The organism is Variovorax sp. CF079 (assembly GCF_900101545.1).
In the GTDB taxonomy this organism is placed as follows: domain Bacteria; phylum Pseudomonadota; class Gammaproteobacteria; order Burkholderiales; family Burkholderiaceae_C; genus Variovorax.
Genome location: NZ_FMZU01000010.1, coordinates 205,647 through 217,204 on the forward strand (window position 1 = coordinate 205,647; position 11,558 = coordinate 217,204).

The 11,558-nt window shown below is 67.8% G+C and carries 14 protein-coding genes; 10 read left to right on the plus strand and 4 right to left on the minus strand.

Annotated elements, in window-relative coordinates; genetic code table 11:
- The first annotated feature begins 168 nt into the window (after positions 1-168).
- From BLS74_RS15575 to adk, 6 genes are all read left to right on the plus strand, one after another.
- Positions 169-801: a MotA/TolQ/ExbB proton channel family protein gene (locus BLS74_RS15575; RefSeq protein WP_093107751.1), complete on the plus strand. Its 633-nt coding sequence runs from the start codon at positions 169-171 to the stop codon at positions 799-801.
- A 5-nt stretch (positions 802-806) separates the two neighbouring features.
- Positions 807-1,232 (plus strand): ExbD/TolR family protein, encoded by a 426-nt coding sequence (locus tag BLS74_RS15580; RefSeq protein ID WP_093107753.1) that lies wholly within the window; start codon positions 807-809, stop codon positions 1,230-1,232.
- 29 nt (positions 1,233-1,261) lie between these two features.
- Positions 1,262-2,209 carry a tetraacyldisaccharide 4'-kinase gene (gene lpxK / locus BLS74_RS15585; RefSeq protein WP_093107851.1) on the plus strand — a complete coding sequence of 316 codons (948 nt, stop codon included), beginning with the start codon at positions 1,262-1,264 and terminating at the stop codon, positions 2,207-2,209.
- The gene (locus tag BLS74_RS15590; RefSeq protein ID WP_093107755.1) at positions 2,190-2,372 is read left to right on the plus strand and encodes a Trm112 family protein; all 183 of its coding nucleotides are present in this window, start codon (positions 2,190-2,192) and stop codon (positions 2,370-2,372) included. The genes lpxK and BLS74_RS15590 overlap by 20 nt, the downstream gene beginning before the upstream one ends.
- A 2-nt stretch (positions 2,373-2,374) precedes the next feature.
- Positions 2,375-3,139: a 3-deoxy-manno-octulosonate cytidylyltransferase gene (kdsB, locus tag BLS74_RS15595; protein ID WP_093107757.1), complete on the plus strand. Its 765-nt coding sequence runs from the start codon at positions 2,375-2,377 to the stop codon at positions 3,137-3,139.
- 123 nt (positions 3,140-3,262) lie between these two features.
- On the plus strand, positions 3,263-3,919 hold the full coding sequence (gene adk, locus BLS74_RS15600) for an adenylate kinase (protein WP_093107759.1): 657 nt from the start codon (positions 3,263-3,265) through the stop codon (positions 3,917-3,919).
- On the opposite strand, the gene BLS74_RS15605 is transcribed toward adk, so the two are convergent.
- Genes BLS74_RS15605 through BLS74_RS15615 form a run of 3 tightly spaced genes read right to left on the minus strand, consistent with a single transcriptional unit; the run spans position 3,920 to position 5,831 of the window.
- Positions 3,920-4,393, minus strand: a complete 474-nt coding sequence (locus BLS74_RS15605; protein ID WP_093107761.1) for a DUF6152 family protein — start codon at positions 4,391-4,393, stop codon at positions 3,920-3,922. It abuts the gene before it with no gap.
- 21 nt (positions 4,394-4,414) lie between these two features.
- Complete coding sequence (locus BLS74_RS15610; RefSeq protein WP_093107763.1) at positions 4,415-4,831, minus strand: hypothetical protein; 417 nt, start codon at positions 4,829-4,831, stop codon at positions 4,415-4,417.
- Positions 4,832-4,835: 4 nt separating this feature from the next.
- Entirely contained in the window at positions 4,836-5,831 is a 996-nt protein-coding gene (locus tag BLS74_RS15615; RefSeq protein ID WP_093107765.1) for an asparaginase, read from the minus strand.
- Positions 5,832-5,905: 74 nt separating this feature from the next.
- On the opposite strand from BLS74_RS15615, the gene lexA reads away from it, so the two are divergent.
- From lexA to BLS74_RS15635, 4 genes are all read left to right on the plus strand, one after another.
- Positions 5,906-6,580: a transcriptional repressor LexA gene (gene lexA / locus BLS74_RS15620; protein ID WP_093107767.1), complete on the plus strand. Its 675-nt coding sequence runs from the start codon at positions 5,906-5,908 to the stop codon at positions 6,578-6,580.
- 115 nt (positions 6,581-6,695) lie between these two features.
- Positions 6,696-7,004 (plus strand): hypothetical protein, encoded by a 309-nt coding sequence (locus BLS74_RS15625; RefSeq protein ID WP_093107769.1) that lies wholly within the window; start codon positions 6,696-6,698, stop codon positions 7,002-7,004.
- A 119-nt stretch (positions 7,005-7,123) separates the two neighbouring features.
- On the plus strand, positions 7,124-8,131 hold the full coding sequence (locus BLS74_RS15630; protein WP_093107771.1) for a D-2-hydroxyacid dehydrogenase family protein: 1,008 nt from the start codon (positions 7,124-7,126) through the stop codon (positions 8,129-8,131).
- Positions 8,128-9,300: an MFS transporter gene (locus BLS74_RS15635; protein ID WP_093107773.1), complete on the plus strand. Its 1,173-nt coding sequence runs from the start codon at positions 8,128-8,130 to the stop codon at positions 9,298-9,300. The genes BLS74_RS15630 and BLS74_RS15635 overlap by 4 nt, the downstream gene beginning before the upstream one ends.
- On the opposite strand, the gene BLS74_RS15640 is transcribed toward BLS74_RS15635, so the two are convergent.
- Positions 9,290-11,425: a type IV pilus assembly protein FimV gene (locus BLS74_RS15640; protein WP_093107775.1), complete on the minus strand. Its 2,136-nt coding sequence runs from the start codon at positions 11,423-11,425 to the stop codon at positions 9,290-9,292. The genes BLS74_RS15635 and BLS74_RS15640 overlap by 11 nt on opposite strands.
- Positions 11,426-11,558 lie beyond the last annotated feature (133 nt).

Genomic DNA, 11,558 nt, shown 5'->3' on the forward strand with positions numbered 1-11,558 from the left:
AGCGGAAAGCCCGCCGCGTGTGGCTCCAGATGAGTTGCTCCGCGGGTTAGCCACAAAGTTATCCACAGAAACTGTGCGTCTGAACCTACAGCGAATACAAATCGGAACAATGCTTCGCGCCGGTGGATAATCGCCGCGCATTTGCAGTCCACGGGGCCGGAGGAATACTTGTTTTCGATCATAGTTGCTGCGGGCTGGCCGATCTGGCCGCTGCTCGCTTGTTCGGTGATTGCGCTCGCGCTCGTCATCGAGAGATTCACCAGCCTGAAGACCTCCAAGGTCCTGCCGCCCAAGCTCCTCGACGAGGCCATCACGGTCTCGCGCGCTGCGGTCCCGGGCCCGGACGTGGTGACCAAGCTGGAAAGAAACTCGGGGCTCGGCGAGGTGCTGGCCGCCGGCTTCCGCACTTTGAACTCCAACCCCCTTTCGACCGAAGACGACCTGCGCGCGTCGATGGAATCGGCCGGACGCGTGGTCGCGCATCGACTCGAACGCTACCTGCCGGCGCTCGCAACCATCGCGTCGGCGGCCCCGCTGCTCGGGCTGCTGGGCACGGTGATCGGCATGATCGAGATCTTCGGCTCCCAGTCGCCCAGCAGCGGCGCGGTCGGCACCGGCAACCCGGCGCAGCTGGCGCACGGCATCTCCGTGGCGCTCTACAACACGGCCTTCGGGCTGATCGTGGCGATCCCGGCTCTGATCTTCTGGCGCTATTTCCGCAGTCGGGTCGACGAGTACCTGCTGAACCTGGAGCTCGCCGGCGAACGTTTTGCGCGTCACCTGAACACGCTGCGATCATGAAACGAATGCATTTCAGCCACGGCTCGCGCGAGGAGCCGGAGATCAACCTGATCCCGTTCATCGACGTGCTGCTGGTCGTGCTGATCTTCCTGATGCTCTCGACCACCTACAGCAAGTTCACCGAGATGCAGTTGCGCCTTCCGGTGGCCGACGTGGAGGCCCAGCGCGACTATCCGAAGGAAGTGATCGTCGCCGTCTCCGCCGACGGACGCTATTCGATCAACAAGACCCAGTTGCCCGACCGCAGCGTGGAGACGGTGGCCGCAGCGCTGAGCGCCGCGGCGAACGGCGGCAAGGACAGCGTCGTGATCATCAGCGCCGACGCCAGCGCCGCCCATCAGTCTGTGATCACGGTGATGGAAGGCGCGCGGCGCGCGGGCCTCATGCAAATCACCTTCGCCACGCAGTCGGCCGCGCAGGCGGGACGCTAGTGCTGCAGCGGGCCTGGCTTCAGCGCGGAATGCTCGCGCGGCTGCTGTGGCCTCTCTCGCTGCTCTATGGCGCTTTGGCCGCAATCCGGCGCGCGCTCTATCGCCGAGGCATCCTTCAGACCGAGCGCGTCGGCGTGCCGGTGATCGTGGTCGGCAACGTCATCGCCGGCGGTTCCGGCAAGACGCCTGTCGTGATGGCGGTCGTGCGACACCTCCAAGCCCGCGGAATGAAGGTCGGCGTGGTATCGCGCGGCTACGGGCGAGCGACCGACGATTGCCGCGCGGTACAGGACGACAGCGATCCGCGCGAGGTCGGCGATGAGCCGGCGCTGATTCGCCGCTCGACCGCGGTGCCGGTCTTCGTGGCGCGGCGGCGTGCCGAAGCGGCGCGTGCCCTGCTCGCTCTTCACCCGGACACGCAGCTCATCGTGAGCGACGATGGCCTGCAGCACCTTGCGCTGGCGCGCGACCTCGAGATCTGCGTCTTCGACGACCGCGGAACGGGCAATGGCTGGCTGCTGCCGGCCGGCCCCCTGCGCGAGCATTGGCCGCGCCGCTGCGACCTGGTGATCCACACCGGCGCGCGACCCGCCTTCGCCGGCTTCACGGCACGACGTGCGCTGGCCGACCATGCGCTGCGACTCGATGGCACGCCGGTCCCGCTCGCATCCCTGGCCGGCCGGGCGCTGGTCGCGGTTGCCGCGATTGCAAAGCCCGAGGCTTTCTTCCAGATGCTGCACGAACGCGCCCTGGTACCGCAGCAGTGCATTGCATTGCCGGATCACCACGATTTCAGCGACTGGACCCCGCCGCCCGGCAGCGCCTACACGCTGATCTGCACCGAGAAGGACGCGGTCAAGCTGTGGCGCCGAGCCCCCGACGCGCTGGCGCTGCCGCTGGTGTTCGAACCCGAGCCGTCCTTCTTCGAAGCGCTCGACGCAAAGCTATCATCGCTCGATGGACACCAAGCTGCTTGAACTGCTCGTCTGCCCCGTGACCAAGGGGCCGCTCACGTGGAATGCCGAGAAGCAGGAACTCGCCTCGCGCAGCGCCCGCCTCGCCTACCCGGTGCGCGATGGCATCCCGGTGCTGCTCGAAACCGAGGCGCGCACGCTTTCCGACGAAGAGCTGGGACTTTGACCTTGCCTTTCGCCGTCCTGATCCCGGCTCGGCTCGCGTCCACACGATTGCCCGACAAGCCCCTGGCCGACATTGCCGGCCTGCCGATGGTGGTGCGCGTCGCACAGCGCGCCCTGCAATCGAGCGCCGAGCGCGTGGTGGTGGCCGCCGACGACGCGCGCATCGTCGCCGCTTGCGAGGCACACGGTGTCCAGGCCCTGCTCACGCGCACCGACCACGCGAGCGGCAGCGATCGCCTCGCCGAGGCCTGCGCGCAGCTCGGTCTGGCCGACGATGCGATCGTGGTTAACGTCCAGGGCGACGAGCCGCTGATCGACCCGGCATTGATCGACGCCGTGGCCCACACGCTGGCCTCGCATCCCGACGCAGCGATGAGCACGGCCGCGCACGCGATCGAATCCCTCGAAGATTTCCTCAATCCGAACGTCGTGAAAGCCGTGCTCGACGCACAGGGCAATGCGCTCTACTTCAGTCGCGCACCGATTCCCTGGTGGCGCGACGGCTTCGCGAAAGGCGGCGTGACGGCGCTGCCGCAGTCACCCGCAGCGCTGCGCCATATCGGCATCTACGGCTACCGCGCCGGCTTCGTACGGCAGTTTCCCAGCCTGCCGCCGGCACCGGTCGAAGCCACGGAGGCACTGGAGCAGCTGCGCGCACTGTGGCACGGGCACCGCATCGCCGTGCACGTGAGCGCCCATGCGCCCGGGCCGGGCATCGACACGCCGGAAGATCTGGAGCGCGTCCGCGCACTGCTCTCCAACGCCTGATTTCGTCCCCGCGCAGGCCAAGTCGGCCGCGGAGCGCGTGCTATCCTCGACGCAACTCCGCCCTGCGTTCTCCCTCGTGAAACGCATGGCGCGACAGAAATCGAAGAACCGTCCGAGGACACCATGAGACTGATTTTGTTGGGCGCCCCCGGGGCAGGCAAAGGCACGCAGGCAGCCTTCATTTGCCAGAAATACGGCATTCCTCAAATCTCGACCGGCGACATGCTGCGCGCCGCCGTCAAGGCCGGCACACCGCTCGGGCTCCAGGCCAAGGCCGTGATGGATGCCGGCGCCCTGGTGAGCGACGACCTGATCATCAACCTCGTCAAGGAACGCATCGCGTTGCCGGACTGCACCCAGGGCTTTCTGTTCGACGGCTTCCCGCGGACCATTCCGCAAGCCGAGGCCATGCGCTCGGCGGGCGTCAAGATCGACTACGTGCTCGAGATCGACGTGCCTTTTGCCGACATCATCGAACGCATGAGCGGGCGCCGCTCGCATCCGGCGTCGGGGCGCATCTACCACGTCAAGTTCAACCCGCCGAAGACCGAAGGCAAGGACGACCTCACGGGCGAAGACCTGATCCAGCGCGAGGACGACAAGGAAGAAACCGTGCGCAAGCGGCTCGAGGTCTACAGCCAGCAGACCCGGCCGTTGGTCGACTACTACTCGGCCTGGGCCAAGGCGGACCCGGCCGCAGCGCCGAAGTACCGCGCCATCAGCGGCGTCGGCACGGTCGACGAGATCACTCAGCGCGCGCTGGGCGCCCTCGGCAGCTGATCAGGCCGGGCTGGAGCGCAGCCCGTAGACCTTGCCGTCGGCGAACAGGTATTCGACGCGCATCACCGGCTCGCCCTTTTCTTCCTTGAAGGTGAAGCCCACTGCCGAGATGGTCGCGCCGGACTTGATCTCCGAAACCTTCCAGGCCTCCATTCGCGTCAGCGGCGCGAGTTCGAGCGTCCACTGGCGATCGGCGCGGCGCGGCGCGGTCGCCTTGGCAAGAAGCCCGGGGCCATCGACCGGCGCGCTCTGCGCGGGCGGCTGTCGCGTTGCGAGGTCTGCCGGCACCTTGAGACCCGGCGGAACCTCGATCACCAGCTCGGCATGCGGGTTCTGCCAACGCGCGCGCACGACCTTTCCTTCCAGGTAGAGCGGACGCTCCTGGTCGAAGCTGCTCCAGCCGTGGTGTGCCCAGGCGAACGGGGTGGCGACGGGAAGGGATGCGGCGGCGATGACGATGCTGCGACGTTTCATCGGAAGAACTCCTTCTTCTCTTCAGTACGCGATCCAGCGGCCGCAGAACACGACGGCCAGCCAGATCGCAGTGGACAACAACATCTGTACCCGCGCCAGCGCATCGAGTTTGCGCAAGGACCTTCGCGCGTGGAACCAGCCCGCGTTGCATCCGGCGGCCAGCAACAATCCCATCTTGATCACGAAGGCCCGGTTGGCGAGCAGTTCGGCCGGCTGGGTCGCGAACATCAGCGAGCCGCTGGCCGCCGCCAGCGTGAAGCCGCAGAGCGCGATCGACAGCGACAGCCTGGCCATCGCCCGCACCGGCAAGGCAGCCGCACGTCCGAACACCCGCAGCTCGAGCGCCACGAGATTGCCGAGCAGGAGTGCGATGCCGATGACGTGCACCGCCTCCAGCGCCGGATAGGCCCACGAGTGCGATTGCAGAGCGCCGAACATGGCCTCAATCGGCGGCCGGCTGATCTGCCATCAGCTCCAGCACCAGCGCGATGCGCGCCTTGACGGGAGTCAGTGCGCCCGCGTCACGCAAGAGTGCATTCGGCGCCGGCAGGATGCGGCCCTGCGTGCATCGCGTGGCGCGCACGACCGCGATGCCGGCAGCCTGCGCCCGCAGCGCGGCTTCTTCCAGCGCAAGGTGCAAGGTGCCGTTGCCGGTGGCCGCGAGCACCAGGCCCTCTACCGGCTCGGCGGCGCCGGACTGGCGCTCGCGAATCAGTGTGTCGATCAAGCTGCCGCGCGCCTCCGCATGACTCATCACGATTTCCACATGGGGCCAGCGGGCGGCATTCGTCATCCGTTCGAAGAGCTCGCGCGCATCTTGTTGCGGCGATACCGGCCAGCTTCGGAGGCCGCGCACCGCGCCCTCCTCCACATAGGCCACCGGTCCCGCATCGCCGGAGTCGAAGGCGTCGAGCCGGTAGGTGTGGACCTTCTGGACGTCGAAGGCGCTGTGCACCGTGCCCGCGCAGACGGCCACCACGCCCAGCGCGCCGGGGCTGGACGCGACCGCGATCGCATCGCGCACGTTCTGCGGGCCGTCTGGCGACAGCGCGGTCGCGGGCCGCATCGCGCAGGTCAGGACCACCGGCTTCGACGGAGCCAGCACCGACTGCAGGAAGAAGGCTGTTTCCTCCAGCGTGTCGGTGCCATGGGTGATGACGAGGCCCGCTACGTCGGGCTCGGCGAGCCAATGGGCGCAGCGCTCGGCCAGCGTACGCCAGATCGCAAAGCTCATGTCCTTGCTGTCAATCTGCGCCACTTGCTCGGCCGCGAGTGCGATGCCTTCGGGCGCCTCGATGCCGCCCAGCAGTTCCGTCACGCCTACTTGCCCGGCCGTGTAGCCGATGTTGTCGCCGGCCGCCGTAGCGCGGCCGGCGATGGTGCCGCCGGTGCCCAGAACGATCACGCGGCGCTTGCCTTCTCGAAGGGTATCGACCATGTCTTGCCAAACTCCCGGAAACTGGTTAAAAATACAGGTACTGGATATTCAGCCAGTGCCGCAAGGAGTCATCAATGCAGTTCGCCGTCAAGCTTACCGCCCGCCAGCAGCAGATTCTGGACTTGATCCAGAGCGCCATCGCACGCACCGGCGCCCCGCCCACGCGTGCCGAGATCGCCGCCGAACTGGGCTTCAAGTCGGCCAATGCGGCCGAAGAACATTTGCAGGCCCTGGCACGCAAAGGCGTGATCGAACTCGTGAGCGGCACCTCGCGCGGCATCCGCCTCAAGGGCGACGCACTGCGCTCGCTGAACGAATCGCGCAACAACCAATTCTCCCTGTCGCTGCCCGGCATGGCCCAGCTCGCGCTGCCGCTGATCGGCCGTGTGGCTGCAGGCTCGCCCATCCTCGCGCAGGAGCACGTCGACCAGACCTACTACGTCGAGAACACCCTGTTCCAGCGCCAGCCCGACTACCTGCTCAAGGTGCGTGGCATGTCCATGCGCGACGCCGGCATCATGGATGGCGACCTGCTGGCGGTGCAAGCCACCAAGGAAGCCCGCAACGGCCAGATCGTGGTGGCCCGGCTGGGCGACGAAGTCACGGTCAAGCGCCTCAAGCGCAACAAGCAGGTCATCGAGCTGCATGCCGAAAACCCCGACTACCCCACCATCGTCGTTCAGCCCGGCGAGCCTTTCGAGATCGAAGGCTTGGCTGTAGGCCTGATCCGCAACACGATGCTCATGTAGGGGTCCAAACCCCGGCCGCGACAGGTGGCGGGCGTATGGCCGAGGGCCATCACCCTGTAGCAGCCGATGAAAGCAATCCTGCCTGTGTTCAACCTCTGACTTTTCTGGAGTTCACATGGGAATCGCTCTTCTCAGCCTTGCTGATCTGTTCATGCCGCTGCAATCGCTGGCCGATCGCTGGATGCCTTCGCGCCGCAGGCGTTCGTCCGGCCTTCGCTATGTCGGCATTCGGCCCAGCTGTGCCCCTGCACCCGCGCCGACGCGTCCCCTGCGCGTGGTGCGCACGGTCGATGCGCAGCGCCCCGGCCAGAACGCGGGCCGCGTCGTGATCTCGGGCCGCATGGCGGACGTCTGCGCCGAACTCGATCGGCTGGCCGCCCTGGAAGCGGCGGACACCGTGCCGCGCGCCAGCCGCCTGCATTGAGCGAGGCGATGCCGATCGGCAATTGAAGCCGAACCGAGCCTGGGTTATCCCCGGGCAGCGTGCGCCTGTGGAACGCAGGGCACGGAGTACGCGGATGGTGCGAGGCACAATGGCATGCCATGAACATTGTGATCCTCGACGACTACCAGGACGCGGTGCGCAAGCTGCGTTGCGCTTCCAAGCTCGACGCGTACGCGGCCAAGGTCTACACCAACACGGTCAAAGGCATCGGGCAGCTCTCGGTGCGGCTCAAGGATGCCGACGTGATCGTGCTGATCCGTGAACGCACACAGATCTCTCGCCAGCTGATCGAGAAGCTCCCCAAGCTCAAGCTCATCTCGCAGACCGGCCGGGTCGGCAGCCACATCGACGTGCATGCGTGCACCGAGCAAGGCATCGCGGTGGCCGAAGGCACGGGCTCGCCGCTGGCGCCGGCCGAACTCACCTGGGCGCTGATCATGACGGCGATGCGCCGCTTGCCGCAGTACATCAGCAACCTCAAGCATGGCGCTTGGCAGCAGTCGGGGCTCAAGTCGGCTTCGATGCCTCCCAATTTCGGGCTCGGCTCGGTGCTCAAGGGCAAGACGCTTTGCATCTGGGGCTATGGGCGCATCGGCCAGCTGGTCGCACGCTATGGGCAGGCCTTCGGCATGCAGGTGGTGATCTGGGGCCGCGAAGAGAGCTGCGCCAGGGCACGGTCCGACGGCTTTCAGGTGGCACCGAACCGGGACGTCTTTTTCAGCGTGGCCGACGTGCTGTCGATCCATCTGCGGCTGGCGGAGGAAACACGGGGCCTGGTCACCCTCGAGGATCTGTCGCGCATGAAGCCCACCGCACTGTTCGTCAACACCTCGCGCGCCGAGCTGGTCGAACAGGACGCGCTGCTCGCGGCCCTCAACCGCGGCCGGCCCGGGCTGGCAGCCGTCGACGTGTTCGAGAGCGAGCCGCCGCTGCAAGGCCATGCGCTGCTGCGCCTGGAGAACTGCATCTGCACCCCGCACATCGGCTACGTCGAGCAGGACAGCTACGAGATGTACTTCGGCCAGGCCTTCGACAACGTCGTCAGCTTCATCAAGGGCAACCCGACCAACATCGTGAATCCGGGCGCACTGCAGGTCCGCCGTTGAAGCAGCCTGCTCTGCCGGCAGCTTTGTGGGCCCTGCTGGCGGGCAACTTCGTGATCGGGACGGGCGTGATGGTGGTGCCCGGCACGCTCAACGAACTCAGCACCTCGCTGCAAGTCAGCGCGGCTACCGCCGGCCAGTTGATCACCGCGGCGGCCGTCGTGATGTGCCTCGGCGCTCCCTTGCTGGCGGCCGTGGTCGCGGGCTGGGACCGCCGGGTGCTGCTCGCCTGCACCATGCTGTGGTATGCGGCAGGGCATCTTCTCGCGACGCTGATGCCGAACTTCGGCGGGCTGCTGGTGGTGCGCATGCTGACGGTCGTCGCGCCCGCGATCTTCACGCCGCAGGCGGCCGCCTGCGTGGGTCTGCTGGTGCCGCTCGAGCAGCGGGGCCGCGCCGTCACCTTCGTTTTTCTGGGATGGTCCATGGCCTCGGTGCTGGGCCTTCCGCTCGGCACGCTGATCGGCGGTCATTTCGGCTGGCGCACCGCGTTCGCGACGATCGCGCTCCTGTCGATCCTCAGCGCAGCCTGGATCTGGCGCAAGCTCCCATCGGGCATCCGGCCGGCCGCGCTGTCGCGCGCGGCCTGGGCCCAGGTGCTCAAGAGTCCGCTGCTGATGGGCGTCGTCTCCGTCACCGCGCTGCAAGGCGCGGGCCAGTTCGTTCTGTTCAGCTATTTCGCACCCGTCCTCAAGCAAGTGCTGGGCGCGGACGCCACGGCACTGGGCCTGATGTGGGGCTGGTTCGGCGTCTGCGGCCTGCTCGGCAACATGCTCGTGAGCCGGTACATCGACCGCATGGGCGCCTCGCAGACGGTGCTGCTCACGACCTCGCTGATCGCGCTGAGCCTTCTTCTGTGGCCCCTGGGCGTGACGCTCGCGGGGCTGGCGCTGATCATCGTGCCCTGGGGCTTCGGCTGCTTCGCCACCAACTCGGCTCAGCAGGCACGCCTGGTCTCGATGGCGCCCGCGCTCGCGCCGGGCTCGGTGGCGCTCAACAGTTCCGGCATCTACGTGGGGCAAGCGGTGGGCGCCGCAGCCGGAGGCTGGCTGCTGGCCCATGACGCGATCGCCTGGATGAGCTGGGCGGGCCTGGCGATGGTGCTCTGCGCGCTGGCGCTCAGCCTGGCCGTCGACCGGGCGCAACGCCGCGCCCCGGCGTTCAGCGCTTGACCGGCTTGGGAGCTATCTCCGCCTCGGTGGCCGGATCGAAGAGCTCGAAATCGATCACGTGGGGATCGCTGGACGGTGCGGGCGGCGGCTTCGGCGTTTCGATCGGCGCTCGCATGGTTTCGAAGGCCGTCTTGTCGAATTCGGCGAGGTCCAGGTCGATGTCGGGCTTGGCGCGCGGCACCGGTGCGGCGCCTGCGGGAGGCGCCGGAAGCGGCGCATCCGGCACCAGCACAGTCTCATGGTGCAGGTGGTCGTCGATGGCGCCGTAGATCGAGGGGGGCAGCGTCGGGGCGTACTCGACGGCCTCGGGCGCGCTCTCGCGATCGAGCGGCGCAGGCGTCGTGGCCAGCTGGTCGTGGCCGAAGGTATCGACGAAGGAGTGCGGCGTGACGGGCGCAGGCGGTGCGCTGTTCGGATCGATCACTTCCTTGGCCACGGAATAGAGCAGCAGCAGCTCCTGGTAGGCCGCCAGGTCGAAGGCCTCGTCCTCGTGCGCGCCGGGCTTGCGGAATATCAGCTCCTCGATCAGCGCCAGGGTGCCCGGCGCAGGCCACTGCGATTCGATGCGCGCGAGGGTGCTGCGATAGTGTTCGAGACCCTTGCCCGTCTCGTTGAAATTCTCGAACGCCGGGACGTCGGCGTTGAAGGCCCGTTCGAATTCCTCCGCCAGGCGCGCATAGTCCTCCTTGCGCCCCAGCGAATGAAAAATCCGCAGCAGGTCCAGGTAGGCCAACGCGCTGGTGCCGGGATTGGTGGCGATGTGTTCGCGCAGCACCGCGATTGCCTGGTCGTGCTGGCCGAGCGAAAGGAAGAAGTCCGACTGCTGCTGCACGTCGAACAGCTCTTCGGTGTTGACCGGCCGCACCGGCGCGCCATCGGGCGTGCGTGCCGGCTGGGGTTCGGATTCGCCGAAGCCGCTGTCGTCGTCGGGCTCCAGGGCTGCAAAGGTCGCCGCGCCGAAGCTGGTGGCGTTCGCGCTGCGCCGCGGCGGCGGTACGGAGTCGACGTCCGGCTCCTCGTCGAGCAGTGCGCGCAAGGAACTCGGCCGCGTGGGACCGCCCTCGCCCTTCGACGGCGTCTCGCCCCACCAGGCCGGCGCTGCGGCTCGGCGCGCCATGCGCCACAGCAGCACGATCGCCACCAGCGCGATCAGCAACAGGGCGATCAGCGCGTAGACCAGTGGATTGCGGTAGCGGCTGTCGTGCGCCTGCGCGAGCTCGCTGCGCATCTCGAGCAAGGTGCGCTGGTTCTGCGCCGTCTGCTCGCGCAGCGCGGCCAGCGTGGCTTCCAGCGCTTGCATGCGTTGGGCCTCGCGCTGCGCCGCTTCGGGGTCGATGTTGAGCGCGCGCCACTCGGCGGCGGCCGCGGCGCGGCGCGCGAGGTCTTCGCTGGCCGGCAGCGTCAGTTGCGGGCTTGTCTTGAGGCCGGGCTGCGCGATGGGAACCGGCTCCAGCGTTTCGAGTTGGAGCCGGGATCCACCGGCGACGGCCCCGCGCCTCGGCTCAGTGGCTGCGACCGCCGGGACGGTGCGCGGCGCGGCCGCACGCGGTGTGGCAGGCGGTTGCGCCGCGGCGGGCCGGCGCGGCGCGGGCGCAGAGGCAGCGCTGGGACGCGGCGACGACCCGTCGGCGTCGCGCGTGCGCGCGGCGGGCGCCGCTGCGGTGCTGCGCCGCGCCGGCGCTGCGGTCGGGCCTTCGAGGCCGGACGATGCGCCCCCTGCCGCACCACGCGATGGCGCGCGCGCGGGCGCTCGCGCCGGGGTCTCGGACGATGCCCTTGCACCCGAAGGCGCCGCAAGGACGGGCAGCGCGGGTTCGGACGGAACGTCGGCCAGCAGCACATAGCTGCGCGTCGACTTCGTATCGCAGCCGGCACGCACGTTCACATTGACCACGGGTTCGTCCACGGCGACGGTGGAACGGATATGGATGCGCGGGCTGCTGGCCTTCGGCCCCGGCTCCAGCGATACAGTCAGGCTCCGATCGGCAATGCGGGTGTCCCCCTGCACGACCTCGGCTTCGAGGCACAACGCGCCCCCATCTTCGGCAGCATCCAGCGAAAGCGGAATCACCACATCCAGCGGCTTGCCGATCCAGACAGCCCCTTGGGGCCGCCCGATCGTCAAGGCAGGCGAGTCAAGTGCGAGCCCGAATAGAAAGAGGGCCGCCGCCAGGCGTGGGAGTTGCAAAATGGTTCGAAAAAAGTAATCGAAAGTAGACACATTCTGGCATGGGCATCCGTGCCAGCCATCCTCAGAG